Below are 20,848 nucleotides of genomic sequence, written 5' to 3'. Positions count from 1 at the left end.
GTTGAGGCGGCCCGGCAGCCGGGTTGCACTGTCAACAAGCAGGGGACGACTGCGTCACCCAGTGAACCTGGGTGTCATGACTGTGAACCCGCGGGAAACGGCAGGACCGGCAGCAAGGGCAGGCGACCCGCCTTGTCTTCACTGCCGCAGCCGCCCCAGCCGCCGCCGCACGAAGCGCCACAAGGTGAAGCTCAGTCCCAGTGCCGCCGCGACGGCCAGCGCCAGCACGGCGAAGAAGGGCAGCGGGTGCGTCCACGCCAGCCACAGCAGGCCCGGCACGGCGGCGTCGCCGGCCAGGGACAATGCGAGGTTGGAGAAGGGCTCCGGCGAGGTGTTCACCGCCGCGCGCGTGCTGGCCTTGCCCGCATGCGCGGTGGCGGCCAGCGTGCCGCCCAGCAGCGCGGTGACGGTGCCCCAGACCAGCGCGTCGCCGCCGAAGGCGCCGGAGAGCGCCCCCACGGCCAGCGCCGCGCCGGCCGGGATGCGGATGAAGGTGTGCACCGCGTCCCACAGCGAGTCCAGCGCCGGCACCTTGTCGGTGATGAACTCCACCACCAGCATCGCGCCCGAGGCGCCCAGCACCAGCGGATGCTGCAGCAGCTGCAGGCCCGGGGGCAGGGCGATCCACTGCAGCCAGCCGGCCAGCCCGGTGAGGAACAGCGCGGCATAGAGCCGCATCCCGCTGGCCCAGCCCAGTGCCGCGGCCAGCGCGGCGAGCTGGGTCAGGTTCTGCGGCGCGGCGGCGTCCATGCAGGGCTCCGGTCGCGCCGCGCCCGCCTCAGACCACCTCGGCGATGCGCTTGGCCAGGTGCTCCAGCGCCTCCTCGACCTGGTCGATCAGGATCAGGCACAGGTCGCCCGGCTCCAGCCGCGACAGCGCCGAGTCGATGGCGACGAACTCGCCGCGGATCTCCTCGACGTGGCGCGTGCGCTGCGCGCCCTCCAGGCCCTGGCGCAGCAGCGCGATCACCTCGCCGTCGGCGCGCCCGCGCTGGGCGGCGTCTTGGTACAGCACCACCTCGTCGAAGGCCGCGCCCAGGATCTGCGTCTGCTCGGTGATGTCCTCGTCGCGGCGGTCGCCGGCGCCGCTGATCACCACCGAGCGCTTCCTGGCCGGCATGGTGGAGATGGCCGCCACCAGCGCGCGCATGGCGTCGGGGTTGTGGCCGTAGTCGGCGATGAGCGTGGCGCCGCGGTAGTCCATGACGTTGAAGCGGCCCGGGGCGTTGTGCGCGTCGTTGACGAAGCTCGCCAGCCCGCGGCGCACCGCGTCCCAGCTCAGCCCCGAGGCCCAGGCCGCGGCCACGGCCGCCATCACGTTCTCGACCTGGAAGCCGACGGCGCCGCCGCGGGTCAGCGGGATGTCGCGCAGCGGCAGGCTCTCGCGCCAGGTGCCCTCGGCCGCGACCACGGCGTCGCCGTCCACGAACACGGTGCGCTGGCCCTGCGCGCGGTGCGTGGCCATCACCGGGTGGTGCCGGTCGGCGGCAAAGAAGATCACCTTGCCCGGGCAGACGTTGGCCATGGCGGCCACGGTCGGGTCGGCGGCGTTGAGCACCGCGTAACCGGACTCGGCCACGTTGTGCACGATCACGCGCTTGAGCACCGCCAGGTCGTCCAGCGTGGTGATGTAGTTCAGGCCCAGGTGGTCGCCGGCGCCGATGTTGGTCACCACCGCCACGCTGCAGCGGTCGAAGCCCAGGCCCTCGCGCAGCACGCCGCCGCGCGCGGTCTCGAACACCGCCGCGTCCACCTCCGGGTGCAGCAGCACGTTGCGCGCGCTCTTAGGGCCGCTGCAGTCGCCGCTGTCGGTCTGGCGCCCGTTGACGTAGACGCCGTCGGTGTTGGTCATGCCCACGCGCAGCCCGGTGCTGGCGAACAGGTGCGCGATCAGCCGCGTGACGGTGGTCTTGCCGTTGGTGCCGGTGACGGCCACCACCGGGATGCGCCCGTCGTCGCCCGGGGCGTAGAGGTGGCTGATCATGGCCTCGCCCACGTTGCGGCCCTTGCCGTAGGAAGGCGAGAGGTGCATGCGCAGGCCCGGCGCGGCGTTGACCTCGACCACGCCGCCGCTTTGCTCCTCCAGCGGGCGCAGCACGCTCTCGCACACCACGTCCACGCCGCAGATGTGCAGCCCGATCATCTGTGCCGCCGCCACGGCGCGCGCCGCGACGTCCGGGTGCACGTCGTCGGTGACGTCGGTGGCGGTACCGCCGGTGGAGAGATTGGCGTTGTTGCGCAGGATGACGCGCCGGCCCTTCTCGGGCACGGACTCGGGCGTGAGGCCCTGCACGTCCAGCCGCGCCAGCGCGATCTCGTCGAGCCGGATCTTGGTCAGCGAGGTGGCATGGCCGTCGCCGCGCTTAGGGTCGGCGTTGACCTGCTCGACCAGCTCGCGCACGGTGTGGCGCCCGTCGCCGATGACCTGCGGCGGGTCGCGCCGCGCCGCGGCCACCAGCCGCTCGCCCACCACCAGCAGCCGGTAGTCGCAGCCGGGCAGGTACTTCTCGACCAGCACCTCGCCGATCTCGGCGGCGGCCTTGTAGGCGATCTCCAGGTGCTCGCGCGTGACGACGTTGACCGTCACGCCCTTGCCCTGGTTGCCGTCCTGCGGTTTCAGCACGACGGGCAGGCCGATCTCCTGCGCCACGGCCCAGGCCTCGTCCACGCTGGACACCGGCCGCCCGATGGGCACCGGCACGCCGGCGGCGGCCAGCAGCTTCTTGGTCAGATCCTTGTCCTGGGCGATGGATTCGGACACGGCGCTGGTGGTGTCCACCTCGGCGGCCCAGATACGGCGCTGCTTGGAGCCCCAGCCGAACTGCACCAGGCTGCCCTCGGTCAGGCGCCGGTACGGGATGCCGCGCGCCAGGGCGGCGGTCACGATCGAGCCGGTGCTGGGGCCCAGGCGCACGTCCTCGTCCTTCTCGCGCAGCGCGGCCAGCGCGCCGTCGAGCTCGAAGGGCTCGTCGGCCAGCGCCGATTCCACCAGGGCGCGCGCGGTGTCGAAGGCCATGCGGCCCACGGGCTCCTCGCTGTACTCGACCACCACCTGGTACACGCCCGGCTCCAGCGTGGCCTGGGTGCGGCTGAAGGTCACGGGGCAGCCGGCCTGGGCCTGCAGGCCCAGCGTGGCCATTTCCAGCACATGCGCCAGCGAGCTGCCGCCGTGCAGCGGGCCCATGCCGGGGAAGCGCCGGCGCAGCCGGTTCTCGAAACCCGGGAGCTGGTCGATGGAGTTCTCAGCGCCTTCGCAGGCCACGACGGCCTCGATGGCGGTGTGCCGGCTCCAGAGGTTGGGGCCGCGCAGGGCGCGGATGCGGGAGACGTTCATCAGCGGGTCGGGTTCGGGTTGCGCGCGAGCTCGGCATCGAAGGTCTCGATGCCGGCACGGATCAGGGCCGGGGCCACGCCCAGCGCCCAGGCGGCGGCGACGGCCGGCAGCACGGCCTCGGCGCGGGTGGCTTCGCCCCAGGCGCTGAGCTCGATGCGCTGCGGCTGCGCGTCCGGCGCCAGCAGCTCGGCGCTGCGGCCCTGCAGCCGCACGGCGCGGCCGCCGGCTTCCACGTGCGCGGCCAGCGCGGCGTTGGCCGGGTCCGGCGCGTACAGGATCACCTCGCCGTCGCACAGCGGCGCCAGCGCGGCGACGCGCTCGTCGGCGGCGTTGAGCACGCCCACGCCGTCTTCGAGCACCACGTCGATCTGCGTGCGCAGCACCTTGGGCATCTGGTCGGCGTCGCGGATGTCGTGCTCGGCCAGCGTGTCGGCGCCTTCGGCGTCGGTGACGATGCCGATGTGGCAGCGGTCGTAGGGCAGGCCGTCGCGCAGGATGGCCAGCGGGCCGTTCTCGATCACGGCCGCCTCGATGCGGCGGTTCATCAGCAGCCGGTGGCCGGCTTCCCAGTGGGCGCAGTCGCCGCCCTGCACCGGGCGGTTCTCCATGAACAGACCGTCACGGCAGGCCAGGCCCACGGGTTGGCCGCGCAGGTGCAGCAGCCAGGCCACCAGCCGCGCCACGGTGTGCGTGTGGCGCGTGCCGGCCACGCCGACGATGGGGATGCGCCCGCTCTCGCCCTCGGCGAAGAGGTGGTCCACGATGGCGCGGCCCACCGGCTGCGGCGTGCCCACCGCGGGTTTCAAATGCATCAACAGGCCGGGCCCGGCGTTGACCTCGACGATGGCGCCGCCCTGGGCTTCCAGCGGCTTGGAGATGTCCTCGGCCACCAGGTCGATGCCGGCGATGTCCAGGCCCACCACCTTGGCGGCCAGCACCGCCATCGCGGCAACCTCGGGATGGACCTCGTGCGTGCAGTCGAAAGCCATGTTGCCGTTGCGCTGCACCAGCACGCGGCGGCCGGCGGCGGGAACGGAGTCGCCGTCCAGCCCCTGGCGCTGCAGCAGCTGCCGCATCACGGGCTCGCGCTCCAGGCGGATGGTCTCCAGCGGCAGGTCCTCGGTCTCGCCGCGGCGCGGGTCGGTGTTGAGCTGGCTGTCGATGAGCTGCACCACGGTGCTCTCGCCGTCGCCGGTGATCCACAGGCTCTCGCCGCGCGCGGCGGCCACGAGCTTGCCGCCCACCACCAGCAGCCGGTGCTCGTTGCCGCGCACGTAGCGCTCGACGATCACCTCCGAGCCTTCGGCGTCGGCGATGCCGAAGGCGGCTTCGATGTCGGCTTGCTCCATCAGCTCCAGCGACACGCCGCGGCCGTGGTTGGCGTCCGAGGGCTTCACCACCACCGGCACGCCGATGTCCTCGGCGGCATCCCAGGCCTCGGCCGGGCTCTCGACCACGCGGCCCTCGGGTACCGGCACGCCGCAGGCGGCCAGCAGCGTCTTGGTCAAATCCTTGTCGCCGGCGATGCCTTCGCCGATGGCGCTGGTGCGGTCGGTCTCGGCGGTCCAGATGCGGCGCTGGCGCTTGCCATGGCCCAGCTGCACCAGGTTGCCGCTGTTGAGGCGGATGTGCGGGATGCGGCGCTCGGTGGCGGCTTCCACGATGGCCGCGGTGCTGGGGCCGAGGTAGCAGTCGTCGAGCTCCTCGCGCACCACGTTGACGGCGGCCTCGACGTCGAAGGGCCGCTCGTTGATGGCCGCCATCAGCAGCGCGTGGCCCTGGGCCAGCGCGGCGCGCGCCACCTGCTCGTCGCGGGCGCGGAACACCATGCGGTAGACGCCGTGCTGCGAGGTGCTGCGCGTCTGGCCGAAGCCCGTGGGCATGCCGGCGAGGTTGAGCAGCTCGATGACGACGTGCTCCAGGATGTGGCCGGCCCAGGTGCCCTCGCGCAGCCGCTCCACGAAGCCGCCGCGCTCGCCCACGCCGCAGTGGTGCTCCATCAGGTTGGGCAGCAGGCCCAGCAGCCGGTCGGTGAAGCCGGGCAGCAGGTTGGAGGGATAGTCCTCCAGCTCACCGAGGTCCAGCCAGACCTCCAGGGCCGGTCGGTAGGTCCAGATGTTGGGCCCGCGCAGGTGGTTGATGCGCAGCAGCCGGATGTCGTTCTTGGCGCTCATGGTCAGTTAATGCTGTCCCGGTCGAGTGCGGGATTGTGCCGCTCGCGGCGAATGGTCCCGGCACCGGGCCTGCCCCGGACCGGTACAGATACCGGCTTGCGCGAGAATCCTGCGCCCCCGGCGTCCGCCGGGGCGCTCAAAGCCCATGTCACATTCACACTCCGCTCCCTTGTCCGGTGAGGCTGGCGCCGCTTGGCGCGGGGCCTTGCCTTCCCGCCTCGATGCTGGCGACAACGTGCTGGCGACGCTGCAGGTTGACCTCGATGCCCAGCTGCGCTTTACCGACGCCGGCCTGGTGCTCACCGAGCGCACCCTGCAGGCGGCGCTCCCGGACGGGCGCTGGCTCGACTGGCCGCTGACCCGGGACCTCGCGCTGCGCCTGAGCGACCACGCCGGCGTGGGCACGCTGGAACTGCTGGACGCGCACCGGCGCCTGGCGCAGTGGCACTTCACGCTGGCGCAGGGGCCGGCGGCGCAGCAGTTCATGGCCGCCTTCGAGCGCCAGCAGGCCCGGCGCGCCGGCATGCTGGCCGAGGAGCACGACGAGGCGGCGGACGAGGAGGCCGAGGACCACGCCGCCAAGGCGCCCCGCAAGCCCACCTCGACCTGGGTGCTGCTGCGGCTGTGGCGTTTCGCCAGGCCCTACCAGGGCCGGCTGTTCCTGGGTTTCGTGCTGACGCTGGCCTCCACCGCGGCGACGCTGGTGCCGCCCTATCTGACCATCCCGCTGATGGACCGGGTGCTGATCCCGTTCCAGAACGGGCAGCAGATCGACACCGGCCTGGTGATGCTGCTGCTGGCCGGGCTGCTGGGCTCGGCGCTGCTGGCCTGGGGCCTGAGCTGGGCCCGCACGTACCTGCTGGCGCTGGTGAGCGAGCGCATTGGCGCGGATTTGCGCACCACCACCTACGAGCACCTGCTGACACTGTCGCTGGACTACTTCGGCAACAAGCGCACCGGCGACCTGCTGGCGCGCATCGGCTCCGAGACCGACCGCATCAACGTCTTCCTGTCGCTGCACGCGCTCGACTTCGCCACCGACGTGCTGATGATCGCCATGACGGCGGCGATCCTGTTCTCGATCAACCCCTGGCTGGCGCTGGTGACGCTGGTGCCGCTGCCCATCATCGGCTGGCTCATCCACGCGGTGCGCGAGCGGCTGCGCACGGGCTTCGAGAAGATCGACCGGGTCTGGTCCGAGGTCACCAACGTGCTGGCCGACACCATTCCCGGCGTGCGCGTGGTCAAGGCCTTCGCGCAGGAGGCGCGCGAGGCGCAGCGCTTCCGCGACGCCAACCGCCACAACCTGGAGGTCAACGACCGGCTCAACAAGACCTGGAGCCTGTTCACGCCCACGGTGACACTGCTCACCGAGATCGGGCTGCTGGTGGTGTGGGCCTTCGGCATCTGGCAGATCAGCCGCAACGAGATCACGGTGGGCGTGCTCACCGCCTTCATCGCCTACATCGGCCGCTTCTACTCGCGGCTGGACTCGATGAGCCGCATCGTGTCGGTGACGCAGAAGGCCGCCGCCGGCGCCAAGCGCATCTTCGACATCCTGGACCATGTCTCGAACGTGCCCGACCCGGCCAACCCGGTGCCGCTGCCGGCGGTGCAGGGCCGCATCGAGATGCGCGGGCTGACCTTCCGCTACGGCAACCGCGGCGTCATCCGCGGGCTGGACCTCGACATCCGCCCCGGCGAGATGATCGGCCTGGTCGGCCACAGCGGCTCGGGCAAGAGCACGCTGGTCAACCTGATCTGCCGCTTCTACGACGTCACCGACGGCTCCATCCGCGTGGACGGCACCGACATCCGCCGCTTCGCCGTGGCCGACTACCGGCGCCACATCGGCCTGGTGCTGCAGGAGCCCTTCCTGTTCTTCGGCACCATCGCCGAGAACATCGCCTACGGCCGGCCCGACGCCACGCGCGAGCAGATCGTGGCGGCGGCGCGCGCGGCGCACGCGCACGAGTTCATCCTGCGCCTGCCGCACGGCTACGACTCGCTGGTGGGCGAGCGCGGCCAGGGCCTCTCCGGCGGCGAGCGCCAGCGCATCTCCATCGCGCGCGCGCTGCTCATCGACCCGCGCATCCTCATCCTCGACGAGGCCACCTCCAGCGTGGACACGGAGACCGAGGGCGAAATCCAGAAGGCGCTGGACAACCTGGTGCAGGGCCGCACCACCATCGCCATCGCGCACCGCCTCTCGACGCTGCGCAAGGCCGACCGCCTGGTGGTGATGGACCGCGGCCGCGTGGTGGAAGTGGGCCCGCACGACGAGCTGATGGAAAAGCAGGGCGCCTACTGGCGGCTGTACGAGGCGCAGGCGCGCAACGTCGATACCGAGCCGCAGACGCCGCGCGCCGTGGAGGCGCATCTGGCGCGCCAGACCGGGGAGGTCTAAGCCATGGATGCCAAGAACGAGGATTTCCGCCTCTCGCGCAACGCCTTCGGCCGCCTGGTGCTGACCGACGCGGCCGGGCGCGAGCATGTGGGCGTGACGCCGGTGCGCGCCTTCCCGATCGCCGCGCCGCAGGAGGGCCTCTCGCTGGTGGGGCCCGACGGCCACGAACTGGCCTGGGTGGACCGCATGGATGCGCTCACGCCCGCGGCCCGCGTGCTGGTGGAGGAGGAGCTGGCGCTGCGCGAGTTCATGCCGCGCATCGAGCAGCTGGAGTCGGTGTCGAGCTTCGCCACGCCCAGCACCTGGCGCGTGCGCACCGACCGCGGCACGGCGCGGTTCGTGCTCAAGGCCGAGGAGGACATCCGCCGCCTGCCCGGCGGGACGCTGCTGCTGATCACCAGCGCCGACGGCGTGCAGTTCCTGGCCGACCGCTTCGCGCTGGACAAGGCGTCCAAGAAGCTGCTGGAGCGGTTTCTGTAAGACGTTCCCCAAGGGATGGCCGGGTTTGTCACCCGGCAGGCAACGAAATTCTCACGCGGTTGTGTCGAGTGAGAGTCTTGTAAACCCCTTGAGAGCAATGGCGGCCGGCGTGCAGGCCGGCGCCCGATCACGCCGCCTTGCGGCTGCTGCGCTGCAAGTGCTGCAGCAGCACGTCGGTGAGCTCGCGCAGCTCGCGCGCCTCGTCGCCGGCGCTTTGCAGCAGGCCGCACTCGTCGAAGCCGCGGTTGTCCACCACCTCGCACACGACGGGGTAGGTCATGAGCACGTGCAGCTGGCGGCGCGGCACGCCGGCCAGGGCGTGGCGCAGCATGCGGGCGTGCACCCGGTAGTCCAGCGCGTTCATGCGCCGCTGGCCGGTTTCGAGCGCGTGCAGCCGGCGCGCGAGGTCTTCGATGAAGAGATGGCGGTTGTGGGCGAGTTCGTTCACGGCGGGCTTTCAGCAGGCGGACCCGCCACGGGCCGGAAGCCGGAAGCCGGGGGCGGGACCGCGGGGTCCATGTCCTCATTGAGCCCCATCGCCAAATCCCTCAATCGGCCGACCAAGCCGCGATTCGCCCCGGAATTTCAGCCTTCTCGTACACCCCGTAACCGAGTTTTCCGGTGCCTTGTGATTGATGCCGCACCGGGCCTGGACAAAGTCCGCGCCGCAATGAAAACCGGGCCCGCAGGCCCGGTCGGTGGAGGAGGCAAAGCGGCCCGCTTCAACCCATGTGGCGGCGGTGGCGGAAGGTCTGCTTGAGCATGTAGCCGCCCATGAGCAGCGCGCCGGCGGCCAGCGCCATGGAGCTGGCGGGCATGGTGCGCACGGTGTTGGCGGCGATCTCGCCGGCATGCGGCGCGGTCAGCTCCAGGCGGCGCTTGGTCATCTTGGCGCCCAGCTCGTTGAGGCGGTCGGCCAGGCCCAGCTCGGCCTGGGGCAGCAGCGTGGTCTCCTCGTCGGCCACGTGGTGCATCACGGCGCGCATCAGCGACATGAAGACACGGTCGTGCTCGGGGTCGGTCGGGTCCAGCGTGCGCAGCCGGGCGATGAGGGTGCGCATCTCGTCATGCTCCGGGACGCTCTTGTCGAGCACCGCGTTGTCGCTCTGCGCCTCGCGCAAGGCGGGGTAGAAGATTTCCTCTTCCAGCTGGGCGTGGATCTCCAGCGCCAGGCACACCGTCTTGGCCAGGGCCTGCTTGGTCTTGGGCGGGGTGTCGACCTCGTACTGGTGGAAGGTGGCCAGCACATGGGTGTGATCCATGCGGATCATGTTGGTGATGCTGGGCGAGAGCTTGTTCAGGAACTGGTTCATGACGAGGGCCTCCGGGAAGTGAGCCTCACGGGGGGCAAGCCGCATTCCCGTGCGCGCACGTCCGTCAGCCCGCCAGGCCGTGCAGCAGTCCCAGCGGATGGTGGGCGCGCGCCACGGAGATCATGAACCCGAAAACCGCCAGCGCCAGCAGCCAGTACAGCGCGCGCTGGCCCGTGGAGCGCGCGCGCTTCAGGGCGAAGGTGCCCAGCGCCACGTACACCGGCAGCAGCGCCAGCTTCACCCACAGCCAGGAGGCGCCCAGCGGCTGGAACTGCAGCGCCGCCAGCACCAGCAGCGCGGCCGTGACCAGGAGCGTGTCGATGAGCACGCTGGCAATGCGCAGCGGCTTGAGCATGGCCCAGCGTGCGCCGGCGAGGGCGCCCAGGCCGCGCACGGCGAACAGGCTGCCGCTGAGGTAGACGAAGCCCATGTGGGCGTGCTTGAGGGCGAAGTAGTGCTCGGTCAGGGCCATGGAGACATGAGCGCGCGACGGCGCGGGACAGGCGGGGCCGCCAGCCTAACGCGCCTCCGGCGCCGCGCCGGAGGCGGTTTTCAGTTCCAGCGCCCGCGCAGCCCGCCCAGGCTGTAGCGGCCCGCGCCCAGCAGCGCCACGGCCAGCGCGCCGAACAGGTACATGCCCTGCAGCTCCAGCTCCCAGCCGCCGGTCTTGTTGAGCTGGCCGAGCTGCCCCATGTGCACCAGGCCCAGGGCCACCAGCATGTTGATGACCACGATCAGCGCCGCGGCGCGCGTGAACAGCCCCGCGATCAGCAGCAGCGGCGCCACCACCTCGCCGATGTAGACGCCGTAGGCCAGCGCCGTGGGCAGCCCGCTCTTGGCCAGCAGCCCCATGATGAAGCCGGGCCCGTTGATGAGCTTGGAGATGCCGTGCAGCAGGATCAGCACGCCCAGCACCACCCGCAGCACCAGCTTGCCGGCGTCCTCGGTGGGGGATGAAACGACGGTCAGCGGGGCGTGGGCGTTCATGGCGTTCTCCTGGGTCGCGTGGGATGTGGGGTATACGCGCGGCGCGGGCGGCTCAATGGCCGTGGTGGCACTCCACCCAGTGCTCGAAGGTCCGCAGCAGCTTCTGCAGCAGGCCGCGCAGCCGCTCGTCGCCGAGCTGGCCGTCCGGGCCGAAGGCCTTGTCGATGTGGCTGAGGTAGCACTCGGGCTGCTGCAGCGGCGGCATGTCCAGGAACACCAGCGACTGGCGCAGCTGGTGGTTGGCGCCGAAGCCGCCCATGGCGCCGGGCGAGGCGCTGATGATGGCCGCCGGCTTGCCCGTCCAGGCCGCCGCGCCGTAGGGGCGCGAGCCCACGTCGATGGCGTTCTTGAGCGCGGCCGGCACGCCGCGGTTGTATTCGGGCGTCACGAAGATGACGCCGTGCATCGGGCGCAGCGCCTCGCGGAAATCGGTCCAGGGCTGCGGCGGCGTGAGATCGCCGCCTTCGAGGTCCTGGTTGTAGAGCGGCAGCTTGCCGATCTCCAGGAGGCGCAGCTGCAGCGCGGGCTGCGCCAGCTGGATCAGCGCCTGCGCCACCAGGCGGTTGTAGGAGCCCTTGCGCAGGCTGCCGACGATGACGGCGATGGGATGGGGATCGGCCATGGTGACGTGCTCCGGTCGCGGCCGGTGCCGCGGGTTGCCGCGCGGTGGGCAAGCGGCACGCCCGTACCGCGCCCGGAACTCCCTCCAGCCGGGCGTGGGCATGCCGGCTGCCAAGCTGGCCCGCATCGACCGACCACCTCAAAAGGACACACTGCCATGGACGCCATTGAACTGCTCACCGGCCAGCACCGCAGCCTGGAGGCGCTGATGAAGGCCTGGATGGAGGCCGAGGCCTGGCAGCGCGAGGCGCTGTTCAAGCGCGTGGGCGACGAGCTCACGGTGCACCTCAGCTCGGAGGAGCAGATCTTCTATCCGGCCGTGAAGGCGCACCGCACCGAGGACATCCTGCTGGAGTCGCTGGAGGAGCACCTCTCGCTCAAGCGCGTGATGGCCGACCTGCTGGCGCTGTCGCCCGACGACCCCAGCTTCGAGGCCAAATTCCACGTGCTCAAGGAGCAGGCCGAGCATCACCACAAGGAAGAGGAGGAGCACCTGTTCCCGAAGGTGAAGCAGCTGCTGGAGCCCATGGCGCGCAGCACGCTGGGCGAGCAGATGCACGGGCTGCAGCAGCAGCTCAAGCGCGAGGGCGACCCGCGCGAGGCCATCGCCGAGCAGACGGACAAGGCGGCGCCGCTGGAGTGAGCGGGGGTTGCCTCATGCCCGCTTGCGCGGGCCTGAGGCTGTATTGACTGCGGCCTGCGCAGCAGCGCGCAGGCCGTGACTTCAACCGGAACTCAGCTCCCGCCCTGGTGCGAGCGCTTGCCCGGGTTCTTCTTGCTGCGCGTGGCCACGCCGCGCGCCTTGCTGCGCTTCTGGCCGGTGGCCTTCTGCTCCTGCGCGGGGCGCAGCGGGATGGTGGCTTGCGCGTCGGCTTCGGTCTTGATCTGGTTGCCCATGCGGGACTCCTGTGAAGACAAGTCAGGCCGGCATCCTGGCAAGGCCCGTGCCCTCGGGGGCTGGGCACTCGGCTTGCCGCCGCGCGGCGATGGCAGACACCCCTCCAGGCAACGGCAAAGCCCACGTGTTCGTCGGCCTGGCCCAGGCGGCCTGGCGCCACCGCAACCGCACCCTGCTGGCCATGGCGCTGCTGGTGGCGGCCAAGCTGGCGGCCGTGGCGGTGCCGCTGCTGCTCAAGGAGGTCATCGACCGCTTCAGCGAGCCGGCCTCGCTCACCACCTCCACCACCCGCGGCGTGGCCACGGTGCTGGTGCTGCCGGTGTTCCTGCTGCTGGGCTACGCGCTGCTGCGCTTTGCCGGCACGCTGTTCACCGAGCTGCGCGACCTGGTGTTCGCGCGCGTGACGCTGTCCACCGTCACCGACTTCGCCGAGCGCTGCTTCGCGCACCTGCTGTCCCTGAGCCCGCGCTTTCACGTGCAGCGCAACACCGGCGCGCTCATCCGCGACGTGGAGCGCGGCACGGCAGGCGTGGGTTTCCTGCTGGGCTCGGGGCTGTTCACGGTGGTGCCGACGCTGGTGGAGTTCGCCGCCGTGCTGGCGGTGATGGCCGCGGGCTACAGCCTGTGGTTCACGCTGGTGATCATGGTGACGTTCTTCGTCTACGCCGCCTTCACCACCGCCAAGACGGCCACGCGCGCGCTGCGCCAGCGCCGCGTCAACGACATGGACTCGCGCGCCAACGGCCGCATGGTGGACACGCTGCTCAACTACGAGACCGTCAAGACCCATGCGCGCGAGGGCTTCGAGCGCCAGCGCTACGCCAGCGTGCTGGGCGCCTGGGTGGAGGAGGGCGTGCGCAACCAGCGCGCGCTCTCGGGCCTGCACATCGGCCAGAGCGCCATCATCGCCGCCGGCGTCGCGGCGGTGATGCTGCTGGCCGCCGAGCAGACCGTGCGCGGCCAGATGACGGTGGGCGACCTGGTGCTGGTCAACAGCTACATCATCCAGATCTGCCTGCCGCTCAATGCGCTGGGCTTCGTGTTCCGCGAGGCGCGCGACGCGCTGGTCAACACCGAGAAGCTGTTCGGCCTGCTGCAGCAGCCGGTGGAGATCCAGGACGCGCCCGAGGCGCCGCCGCTGAAGCTGGCCGGCGGCGCGGTGGCCTTCGAGCAGGTGCATTTCGGCTATGAGCCGGGTCGGCCGATCCTGCACGACCTGAGCCTGGAGATCGGCGCCGGGCAGACGGTGGCGGTGGTGGGCGGCAGCGGCTCGGGCAAGAGCACGCTGGCGCGGCTGCTGCTGCGCCTCTACGACCCGCAGCAGGGCCGCGTCACGGTGGATGGGCAGGACCTCAAGCACGTGCAGCTGGACTCGCTGCGCCGCGCCGTGGGCGTGGTGCCGCAGGACACGGTGCTGTTCAACGACACCATCGCCTACAACATTGGCTACGGGCGCCAGGGCGCGGGCATGGCGGACATCATTGCCGCGGCCCAGGCGGCGCAGGTGCACGAGTTCATCATGTCGCTGCCCGAGCAGTACGACACCGTGGTGGGCGAGCGCGGCATGAAGCTCTCCGGCGGCGAGAAGCAGCGCATCGCCATCGCGCGCGCCTTCCTCAAGAACCCGCCGCTGATGATCTTCGACGAGGCCACCTCAGCGCTGGACACGCGCGCCGAGCGCGCCATCCAGCATGAGCTGGATCGCATCGCGCAGGGGCGCACCACGCTGATCATCGCCCACCGCCTCTCCACCATCGTCGGCGCCGACCAGATCGTGGTCATGGACCGCGGCCGTATCGTCGAGCGCGGCCGCCACGAGGAGCTGCTGGCCAAGGAGGGGCTGTACGCGCAGCTCTGGAACCTGCAGCTGCAGCAGGAGCAGTTCGAGAAGCTGGAGCGGCGCATGGCGCGCCAGCCGGTGAACCTGGCGGTGCTCATCGCCCAGGCGGTGGACGGCCTCGCCGCCGAGCTCGACGCGCGCCAGGTGCGGCTGTCGGCGCACATCGACCTGGGCAACGCCAGCGTCACCGGCGACCCCACCACGCTGGCGCAGCTCACGCGCGAGCTGTGCGTGGCCGCGATCCAGGCCACGCCGCGCGGGCGGCGCATCGAGGTGCGGCTGGAGCGCCAGGGCGAGCTGGCGCGGCTGACCATCGGCGACGGGCGCCATGCCGTGCCGGCGCTGGCCTCGCCCGGCGCGCCCGAGGCCGGCACGGCGGCGGCCGGAGACGAGCTTGCGCCGCTGCGCCTGCCCTTCGGCCTGGACACGCCGCTGGACCCGCTGACGCTGCGCTCCACGGTGGAGCGCCAGGGCGGGCGCTTCAGCATCGACCCGCCCAGCGCCTCGCACGGGCTGCGCTACGTGGTGGAGCTGCCGCTGCGCCCGGTGGCCGCGGCCGGTCCGCAGGACGAAGACACGGTGCCCGGGCTGGTGGAGGACCCGGCCGAGGCGCCCCCGCTGCCGGTGCTGGCCGGGCTGCGCGTGCTGTGCCTGGAGCCGCGCCCGGAGGCGCGCCTGGCGCTGCAGCAGTTGCTGGAAGGGTCGGGCGCCGACGTGCTGCTGTTCGACAGCGCCGGCGCGACGCTGCAGTGGCTGGAGCGCCATCCCACCGCGATGTGGCCGCAGCGGCTGCTCAGCGAGATCGCGCTGGGCGGGGAGGACGGCCTGCAGTTCATCCGCGCGCTGCGCCAGCTCGAATCGCGCCGCGGCGTGCCGGTGGCGCAGCGGCTGCCGGCGCTGGCGCTGTCGGGCTTCACCGGCCCGGAGGTGCGGGCGCAGGTGCTGGCCGCCGGCTTCCACGCCCACCTGTCCAAGCCGGCCCAGCCGCAGCGGCTGCTCACGGAGCTGCTGGAGATCGGGCGGCCGCTGTCAAGCGCGCAGGGTGTGGCGGAGGGCACCGGGCCGCCATCGCCCCCCATCGAGGTGTAGCGGCGCCGGTGGGAGCGCCAGTTGCCCTGTCGGCGCCATGGACAAACAAGCCCCCCGCCGCGGCAGCCATTTCGCCGACCGCCACGCCGCCGAGCAGGCGCTGGCCATGACGCTTCCCATGATCGAGCCGGCCATGGCCGACCCGCAGGTCAGCGGCTGCGGCTTTTTCTACCTGGTGGTGATGGACCCAGCGCTCACGCCGGCGGACTGCCCGTTCGAGGAGGCGATCCTGCTGGAGCACGCCGTGGGCGACCGCAGCCGCTGGGATGCGGACTACGCCGGCTTCGCCCGCGCCAAGGCGCGCCTGGCCTGGAGCCGCGGCGACACCCATGCGCTGCAGGCCTTGCAGCCTCACCGGCTGCGCGAGGGCGACAGCCTGCTGTGGGGCAGCGTCTGCCTGGACGGCATTGTCGTGGCCGCCAGCGGCGCCTTCCCCTGGTTCGATGAAGCCTTTGCCACCGCGCTGGCCGCCAACCTGCGCGCCATCGCCAAGCAGCGCCATGCCGCGGCGCTGGAGAAGCGCCAGCTCAACGCCGGCGGCTGACGGTCCGTCCGCGCCGGACCGGTTTTTCCTACCCGTCGAGATCTCGACACATTGCAAACCCCCTCGGAGGACTTCCCATGACTTTCCCCCCCGGCAATGCCCTCAAGGGCCGCAGCATCGTCATCACCGGCGGCTCGCGCGGCCTGGGCGCCGCCATCGCGCAGGTGCTGGGCGCCGAGGGCGCCACGGTCGTGCTGGCCGACCTGGTGCTGGAGCGCGCCAAGGAGCAGGCGGCCGAGCTGGCCCGGCAGGGCATCGAGGCCATCGCCGAGCCGCTGGACGTCGGCGAGGAGACGCAGGTGCTGGAGCTGATGCAGCGCGTGCACGACCGCTTCGGCCGCCTCGATGCCGTGGTCAACAACGCCGCCATCGACATCACGGTGCCCATCGCCGAGCTGCACGGCTTCGACTGGGAACGCATAGTGCGCACCAACCTCAGCGGCCCGTTCTACGTGGCCAAGCATGCCGCGGCGCTGATGGGTCGCGAGTCGGCCTGCGGCGGCGGCCACATCGTCAACATCGCCTCCACCGCCTCCAAGCGCGCCTGGCCCAACGCCGCGGCCTACCACGCCACCAAGTGGGGCCTGCTGGGGCTGTCGCACGCGCTGCATGCCGAGCTGCGGCCCAGGGGCATCAAGGTGACGGCGGTGGTGGCCGGCGGCATGCGCACGCCTTTCCTGCTGGACCGCTTCCCCGACATCGACCCCGGCGTGCTCCAGGACCCGGTGCAGGTGGCCAAGGCCGTGCGCTTCTGCCTGCTGCAGGACGAGGAAACCGTCATTCCGGAGGTGACGGTGATCCCGATGCGCGAGAGCAGCTGGCCTTGACTTGATGCTGGACGACCTCGGACCCGTTCGCCCTGAGGTATCGAAGGGCGAATCCGAGAGGCTGCGATGGCTGCATCACAGTGAGGGCCGCTCACCCTTCGATACCTCAGGGCGAACGGAATACATCATTGGCCGCAGGTAATGGAATGAGGAGAACGCCGCCGCTCAGGCGGCGTTTTCCTTTTTCATCAGGAAGCGCGTGAAGGTGGCGCCGCGGCGGGTCACGGTCTGCGGCTCGACGACGGTAAAACCCTGGGTCTCGAAGAAGGGCCAGGCGCCCAGGCTGGCCTCGGTGCTGAGCTCGGTCACGCCCGAGGCGCTCAGGTCGTCCTCGGCCGCCTGCACCAGCCGCGAGGCCACGCCGCGGCGGGCGCAGCGCGGCGCGGTGTAGAGCAGATCGATGAGGCCGTCGTCGCGCCAGGCGATGAAGCCGCAGGGGCCCAGCGCATCCTCGGCCATGAGGATGCGCAGCGGCTCCAGCCGCTGGCGCCAGGCCTCCAGGTCGGGCGGGCGCGGCGCCCAGGCGTCCAGTTGCTCGGGACCGTAGTGCTTGGCGCCCAGGGTGTGCACCGAGGCGGTGAACAGCGCCACGACGGTGCTCAGGTCCGAGCTGGCGTAGGGGCGTATGCGAATCAAAGTCCTCCCTCCGTCAATCGTGCCGGGTCCAGCAACTCTTGCAGCTTGTCCCGGCCCAGATCCGTCATTTCGTCGGCCACGTCGATGATGGGGCGGCCCTGCTTGTAGGCCGCCTTGGCGATCTCGGCGGCCTTGAGGTAGCCCACCAGCGGGTTCAGCGCCGTCACCAGGACCGGGTTGCGCGCCAGCGCGGCGCGCAGGCTGGTCTCGTTGACGGTAAATCCTGCGATGGCGCGGTCGGCCAGGGCGCGGGCGGCGGCGGCCAGCAGTTGCAGGCTCTCAAGCAGGTTGCGCGCCACCAGCGGCAGCATCACGTTGAGCTCGAAATTGCCGGATTGTCCGGCCACGGTGATGGCGGCGTCGTTGCCGATGACCTGCGCGCCCACCATCGCCACGGCCTCCGGGATCACCGGGTTGACCTTGCCCGGCATGATCGAGCTGCCCGGCTGCAGCGCCGGCAGCTCGATTTCCGCCAGCCCGGCCAGCGGCCCGGAGTTCATCCAGCGCAGGTCGTTGGCGATCTTCATCAGCGCCACCGCGCAGGCCTTGAGCTGCCCCGAGAGCTGCACCGCCGTGTCCTGCGCACCCATCAGCGAGAAGCGCTCGGCCGCGGGCTGGAAGTGGATGCCGGTACGCTTTTGCAGCAGCGCGCACAGGCTGGCGGCGAAATCGGGATGGGTGTTGACCCCGGTGCCCACCGCCGTGCCGCCCTGCGCCAGGGTGGCGACGGCCGGCTGCACCGCGCACAGCCCGTTGATGGCCTGCTGCACCTGCGCGCGCCAGCCGCCCAGCACCTGGTCGAAGCGCACCGGCATAGCGTCCATCAGGTGCGTGCGCCCGGTCTTCACATGCTGGCGCAGCGTCGGCGCCTTGTTCTCCAGCGCCAGCGCCAGGTGCGCCAGCGCCGGCAGCAGCTCGCGCTCCAGCAGCAGCGCCGCGGCGACGTGGATGGCCGAGGGGATGGTGTCGTTGCTGCTCTGGCCGAAGTTGACGTGGTCGTTGGCACTGACGGCGCGGCCCAGGCGGCGCGCCGCCAGCGTGGCCAGGACCTCGTTGGCGTTCATGTTGGAGCTGGTGCCCGAGCCGGTCTGGAACACCTCGACCGGAAAGTGCGCCATGCGCTGCGGGTCGGCCAGCAGCGCGTCGGCGCTTTCGGCGATGGCCTGCGCCAGGGGCGGCTCCAGCAGCCCCAGCTGCTCGTTGGCGCGCGCGGCGGCTGCCTTGATGTGCAGCAAGGCTTCCACGAAGGCGGCGGGCATGCCGCCGCCGCCGAAGCCGAAGTTCTCGACCGCGCGCTGCGTCTGAGCGCCCCACAGGGCCTGCGCGGGCACGCGCACGGGGCCCATGCTGTCCTTTTCCTCGCGCCAGGCGGCGTCGCCCGAGGCGGACGTGGCGGCGGGCCTTGAGGCGGAGGAGGGCGAGGAAGCGGAAGGCGGATCGGCGGTCATGGCGGCATCCCGGGCGCCGGCGGCGGGCACCCCGGCCGGTTCCAGCAAGCGCCGTGCGCCGCGCCAAAGGAAACGGCCGCCGGGGGGCGGCCGCTTGACCCAAGTCGGGCAGGGCGTCAGCTGCCTTCGGTGCTGCCGGAAGGCTCGGTGGCTTCGCCGTCGCCCTTCTCTTCCGCGGCGTATTCCTTGAGCCGGTTGTAGAGGGTCTTGAGGCTCACGCCCAGCACGGCGGCGGTGCGCTCCTTGTGCTGGTTGTAGTGGCGCAGCGTTGCCAGGATCAGCTGGCGCTCGGCCTCGGCCATCGAGGTGCCCAGGCGGATGGTGATGCTGCCGTCGCGGCCGGTCGGCGCGGCGGCAGCGCCGGCGGGCGCCTCGGCCGAGGGCGGGTCGCTGGGCAGCCACTCGTCGGTGATCTGGTCGCCCTCGGCCATCACGAAGGCGCGCTGCACCACGTTGCGCAGCTCGCGCACGTTGCCCGGCCAACGGTAGGCGGTGAGCTTGTCCAGCGCCGCGGGCGTGAAGCGCTTGCGCGCGTTCTCGCGCTCGCACACGGCGGCCAGGAAGTGGTCGGCCAGCAGCGGCACGTCCGTGGAGCGCTCGCGCAGCGGCGGCAGCGCGATCGGGAACACGTTGAGCCGGTAGTACAGGTCCTCGCGCAGCTTGCCGGAGGACACGGCCTGCTCGGGCGTGCGGTTGGTGGCGGCGATCACGCGCACGTCGGTCTCGATCGGGGTGGTCGAGCCCACGCGCATGAAGGTGCCCGTCTCCAGCACGCGCAGCAGCTTGACCTGCAGCTCCAGCGGCATCTCGGTGATCTCGTCGAGGAACAGGGTCCCGCCATGAGCGCGCTCGAAGAAGCCCTGGTGCATGCGGTCGGCGCCGGTGAAGCTGCCCTTCTCGTGGCCGAAGATCTCGCTCTCGATCAGGTTGGGCGAGATGGCGCCGCAGTTGACGGCCAGGAAGGGATGCTTGCGGCGGCGGCTGAGGTCGTGCACGGTCTGCGCCACGACCTCCTTGCCGGTGCCGCTCTCGCCGGTGATGAACACGCTCACCGCGGTGCCGGCCACGCGCGCGATCTGCTCGTAGATGCGCTGCATCGCCGGCGAGCGGCCCCAGAGGTGGCCAAAGTGACCGCTCTTTTGCCACTCGGCGTTGAGCGAGGCCAGCTCGTCCTTGAGCACCGACGGGCGCATCACGCGCGAGAGGATCCCGCGCAGCTGCTTCATGTTGACCGGCTTGGTCAGGTAGTCCGCCGCCCCGAGGCGCAGCGCCTGCACCGAGGTTTCCAGGCTGGCGTGGCCGGTGATGAGCACCACCTCGGAATGGGCGATGAGCTGGGGGTCGTCGAACAGGTCCATGCCGCTGCCGTCGGGCAGCTGCAGGTCCAGCAGCACGATGTCGGGCTGCTGCAGCGCCATCTGGCGCCGCGCGTCGCGCAGGTTGTGGGCGGTGGCCACGGTGAAATGCTCGGCCGCGATCAGGGCCGCCATCATTTGGGCCGAGTCCGTGTCGTCATCGACGATCAGGGCATGACTCAAGAGTGCTCTCCTCAGGTGTCGGGGCATCCCCGCACGGGGTCAGGAACTGAAGTTGCCGCAATGGCACATGGACGTGAAGCCCCCGCATCGGCCAGCCCTCACCATCGGTGCTGGCGACAATGCCTTGCCTCGAAGCCGCAGCGTGCTGCTGCTCGTGGATTTCATCAATCCGCTGCAGTTCCCGGGTGCCGACAGTATCGCGCCCGCGGCCCTGCGGGCAGCGCACTGTACGGCGCGTTTGAAACAGGTGCTTGCACAACGAGGCGTACCGGCCGTGTACGCCAATGACAACTATGGCACGTGGCGCTCGCAGTTCAGCGACGTGCTGGACTACTGCCAGGGGTTGCCAGGCGAGGCCGGCGAGATCGCCCGGCTGCTGGCACCGGCCGAGGGCGACCTGACGATCCTCAAGCCACGCCACTCGGGTTTCTATGCCACCCCGCTGGAGTTGTTGCTGACCCAGATGCATGCCCATGAGCTCATCGTGGTCGGGCTTTCGGCCGACATGTGCGTGCAGCTCACCGCCATGGATGCCTACCTGCGCGGCTACTCGGTGTGGGCCCCCGCGGATTGCACCGCTTCCGAAACGCCCGAGCTCAAGCAGGCCGCGCTGGACTACATCGCCCGCGTGTTCAAGGCCGAGACCTGCGACAGCACGGCTGCGGCACACCGTTTGCCTCAGCCTTGACACGGGACTCGCGCATCAGGGCGC

19 protein-coding genes are annotated in these 20,848 nt (G+C 71.2%); 7 read left to right on the top strand and 12 right to left on the bottom strand.

Annotated features, from left to right (window positions below; translation table 11 throughout):
• Positions 1-138 precede the first annotated feature (138 nt).
• From HHL10_RS01075 to HHL10_RS01065, 3 genes are read right to left on the bottom strand one after another with little or no spacing between them, the layout of a single operon-like run.
• Positions 139-750: a DUF4126 domain-containing protein gene (locus HHL10_RS01075; protein WP_169158487.1), complete on the bottom strand. Its 612-nt coding sequence runs from the start codon at positions 748-750 to the stop codon at positions 139-141.
• A gap of 28 nt (positions 751-778) precedes the next feature.
• Positions 779-3,334, bottom strand: a complete 2,556-nt coding sequence (cphA, locus tag HHL10_RS01070) for a cyanophycin synthetase (RefSeq protein ID WP_169158486.1) — start codon at positions 3,332-3,334, stop codon at positions 779-781.
• On the bottom strand, positions 3,334-5,508 hold the full coding sequence (locus tag HHL10_RS01065) for a cyanophycin synthetase (RefSeq protein ID WP_169158485.1): 2,175 nt from the start codon (positions 5,506-5,508) through the stop codon (positions 3,334-3,336). The genes cphA and HHL10_RS01065 overlap by 1 nt, the downstream gene beginning before the upstream one ends.
• 145 nt (positions 5,509-5,653) lie before the next feature.
• Between HHL10_RS01065 and HHL10_RS01060 the strand changes: the two genes are divergently transcribed.
• Together HHL10_RS01060 and HHL10_RS01055 are read left to right on the top strand one after the other, a co-directional pair.
• Complete coding sequence (locus tag HHL10_RS01060; RefSeq protein ID WP_169158484.1) at positions 5,654-7,915, top strand: cyanophycin metabolism-associated ABC transporter; 2,262 nt, start codon at positions 5,654-5,656, stop codon at positions 7,913-7,915.
• A 3-nt stretch (positions 7,916-7,918) separates the two neighbouring features.
• Positions 7,919-8,395: a cyanophycin metabolism-associated DUF1854 family protein gene (locus HHL10_RS01055; RefSeq protein ID WP_169158483.1), complete on the top strand. Its 477-nt coding sequence runs from the start codon at positions 7,919-7,921 to the stop codon at positions 8,393-8,395.
• A 127-nt stretch (positions 8,396-8,522) separates the two neighbouring features.
• Here HHL10_RS01055 and HHL10_RS01050 read toward each other — a convergent pair whose 3' ends face one another.
• The 5 genes from HHL10_RS01050 to HHL10_RS01030 form a co-directional block, all read right to left on the bottom strand.
• On the bottom strand, positions 8,523-8,843 hold the full coding sequence (locus tag HHL10_RS01050; protein ID WP_169158482.1) for a hypothetical protein: 321 nt from the start codon (positions 8,841-8,843) through the stop codon (positions 8,523-8,525).
• A 274-nt stretch (positions 8,844-9,117) separates the two neighbouring features.
• A complete protein-coding gene (locus HHL10_RS01045; protein WP_169158481.1) occupies positions 9,118-9,708 on the bottom strand; it encodes a hemerythrin domain-containing protein in 591 nt (196 codons plus the stop codon).
• Positions 9,709-9,772: 64 nt separating this feature from the next.
• Positions 9,773-10,180 (bottom strand): SirB2 family protein, encoded by a 408-nt coding sequence (locus HHL10_RS01040; RefSeq protein ID WP_169158480.1) that lies wholly within the window; start codon positions 10,178-10,180, stop codon positions 9,773-9,775.
• Positions 10,181-10,260: 80 nt separating this feature from the next.
• Positions 10,261-10,695: a DoxX family protein gene (locus HHL10_RS01035; RefSeq protein ID WP_169158479.1), complete on the bottom strand. Its 435-nt coding sequence runs from the start codon at positions 10,693-10,695 to the stop codon at positions 10,261-10,263.
• Positions 10,696-10,747: 52 nt separating this feature from the next.
• Positions 10,748-11,317, bottom strand: coding sequence for an NADPH-dependent FMN reductase (locus HHL10_RS01030; protein ID WP_169158478.1), 570 nt, complete (start codon positions 11,315-11,317; stop codon positions 10,748-10,750).
• Between the two features lie 156 nt (positions 11,318-11,473).
• Here HHL10_RS01030 and HHL10_RS01025 point away from each other — a divergent pair, with 156 nt between their 5' ends.
• Complete coding sequence (locus tag HHL10_RS01025; protein WP_169158477.1) at positions 11,474-11,959, top strand: hemerythrin domain-containing protein; 486 nt, start codon at positions 11,474-11,476, stop codon at positions 11,957-11,959.
• A gap of 92 nt (positions 11,960-12,051) precedes the next feature.
• Here HHL10_RS01025 and HHL10_RS01020 read toward each other — a convergent pair whose 3' ends face one another.
• The gene (locus HHL10_RS01020; RefSeq protein ID WP_169158476.1) at positions 12,052-12,213 is read right to left on the bottom strand and encodes a hypothetical protein; all 162 of its coding nucleotides are present in this window, start codon (positions 12,211-12,213) and stop codon (positions 12,052-12,054) included.
• A gap of 89 nt (positions 12,214-12,302) precedes the next feature.
• Here HHL10_RS01020 and HHL10_RS01015 point away from each other — a divergent pair, with 89 nt between their 5' ends.
• The 3 genes from HHL10_RS01015 to HHL10_RS01005 all read left to right on the top strand — a co-directional run bounded on the left by HHL10_RS01015 (position 12,303) and on the right by HHL10_RS01005 (position 16,514).
• Positions 12,303-15,143: an ATP-binding cassette domain-containing protein gene (locus tag HHL10_RS01015; protein ID WP_169158475.1), complete on the top strand. Its 2,841-nt coding sequence runs from the start codon at positions 12,303-12,305 to the stop codon at positions 15,141-15,143.
• 37 nt (positions 15,144-15,180) lie between these two features.
• Positions 15,181-15,687: a hypothetical protein gene (locus tag HHL10_RS01010; protein WP_169158474.1), complete on the top strand. Its 507-nt coding sequence runs from the start codon at positions 15,181-15,183 to the stop codon at positions 15,685-15,687.
• Between the two features lie 77 nt (positions 15,688-15,764).
• Positions 15,765-16,514, top strand: coding sequence for an SDR family oxidoreductase (locus HHL10_RS01005; RefSeq protein ID WP_169158473.1), 750 nt, complete (start codon positions 15,765-15,767; stop codon positions 16,512-16,514).
• A 165-nt stretch (positions 16,515-16,679) separates the two neighbouring features.
• Here the strand turns inward: HHL10_RS01005 and HHL10_RS01000 are convergent, their stop codons facing one another.
• The 3 genes from HHL10_RS01000 to HHL10_RS00990 all read right to left on the bottom strand — a co-directional run bounded on the left by HHL10_RS01000 (position 16,680) and on the right by HHL10_RS00990 (position 20,136).
• Positions 16,680-17,150, bottom strand: coding sequence for a GNAT family N-acetyltransferase (locus tag HHL10_RS01000; protein WP_205832858.1), 471 nt, complete (start codon positions 17,148-17,150; stop codon positions 16,680-16,682).
• Positions 17,147-18,598: a class II fumarate hydratase gene (locus HHL10_RS00995; protein WP_169158472.1), complete on the bottom strand. Its 1,452-nt coding sequence runs from the start codon at positions 18,596-18,598 to the stop codon at positions 17,147-17,149. Before HHL10_RS00995 ends, HHL10_RS01000 begins: the two co-directional genes overlap by 4 nt.
• 116 nt (positions 18,599-18,714) lie before the next feature.
• On the bottom strand, positions 18,715-20,136 hold the full coding sequence (locus tag HHL10_RS00990; RefSeq protein WP_169158471.1) for a sigma-54-dependent transcriptional regulator: 1,422 nt from the start codon (positions 20,134-20,136) through the stop codon (positions 18,715-18,717).
• Between the two features lie 67 nt (positions 20,137-20,203).
• On the opposite strand from HHL10_RS00990, the gene HHL10_RS00985 reads away from it, so the two are divergent.
• Positions 20,204-20,824, top strand: a complete 621-nt coding sequence (locus HHL10_RS00985) for a cysteine hydrolase family protein (RefSeq protein ID WP_169158470.1) — start codon at positions 20,204-20,206, stop codon at positions 20,822-20,824.
• Positions 20,825-20,848 lie beyond the last annotated feature (24 nt).

The organism is Azohydromonas caseinilytica, from assembly GCF_012927045.1.
Lineage (GTDB): Bacteria > Pseudomonadota > Gammaproteobacteria > Burkholderiales > Burkholderiaceae_C > Azohydromonas > Azohydromonas caseinilytica.
The sequence above is the reverse complement of the archived record's forward strand: the minus strand, read 5'-3'. Positions and strand labels throughout refer to the sequence as shown.

Coding starts and splice junctions, on each gene's coding strand:
- HHL10_RS01075 (WP_169158487.1), bottom strand. CDS start 750: ATGGACGCCGCCGCGCCGCAGAACCTGACCCAGCTCGCCGCGCTGGCC.
- cphA (WP_169158486.1), bottom strand. CDS start 3,334: ATGAACGTCTCCCGCATCCGCGCCCTGCGCGGCCCCAACCTCTGGAGC.
- HHL10_RS01065 (WP_169158485.1), bottom strand. CDS start 5,508: ATGAGCGCCAAGAACGACATCCGGCTGCTGCGCATCAACCACCTGCGC.
- HHL10_RS01060 (WP_169158484.1), top strand. CDS start 5,654: ATGTCACATTCACACTCCGCTCCCTTGTCCGGTGAGGCTGGCGCCGCT.
- HHL10_RS01055 (WP_169158483.1), top strand. CDS start 7,919: ATGGATGCCAAGAACGAGGATTTCCGCCTCTCGCGCAACGCCTTCGGC.
- HHL10_RS01045 (WP_169158481.1), bottom strand. CDS start 9,708: ATGAACCAGTTCCTGAACAAGCTCTCGCCCAGCATCACCAACATGATC.
- HHL10_RS01040 (WP_169158480.1), bottom strand. CDS start 10,180: ATGGCCCTGACCGAGCACTACTTCGCCCTCAAGCACGCCCACATGGGC.
- HHL10_RS01035 (WP_169158479.1), bottom strand. CDS start 10,695: ATGAACGCCCACGCCCCGCTGACCGTCGTTTCATCCCCCACCGAGGAC.
- HHL10_RS01030 (WP_169158478.1), bottom strand. CDS start 11,317: ATGGCCGATCCCCATCCCATCGCCGTCATCGTCGGCAGCCTGCGCAAG.
- HHL10_RS01025 (WP_169158477.1), top strand. CDS start 11,474: ATGGACGCCATTGAACTGCTCACCGGCCAGCACCGCAGCCTGGAGGCG.
- HHL10_RS01020 (WP_169158476.1), bottom strand. CDS start 12,213: ATGGGCAACCAGATCAAGACCGAAGCCGACGCGCAAGCCACCATCCCG.
- HHL10_RS01015 (WP_169158475.1), top strand. CDS start 12,303: ATGGCAGACACCCCTCCAGGCAACGGCAAAGCCCACGTGTTCGTCGGC.
- HHL10_RS01010 (WP_169158474.1), top strand. CDS start 15,181: ATGGACAAACAAGCCCCCCGCCGCGGCAGCCATTTCGCCGACCGCCAC.
- HHL10_RS01005 (WP_169158473.1), top strand. CDS start 15,765: ATGACTTTCCCCCCCGGCAATGCCCTCAAGGGCCGCAGCATCGTCATC.
- HHL10_RS00995 (WP_169158472.1), bottom strand. CDS start 18,598: ATGACCGCCGATCCGCCTTCCGCTTCCTCGCCCTCCTCCGCCTCAAGG.
- HHL10_RS00985 (WP_169158470.1), top strand. CDS start 20,204: ATGGACGTGAAGCCCCCGCATCGGCCAGCCCTCACCATCGGTGCTGGC.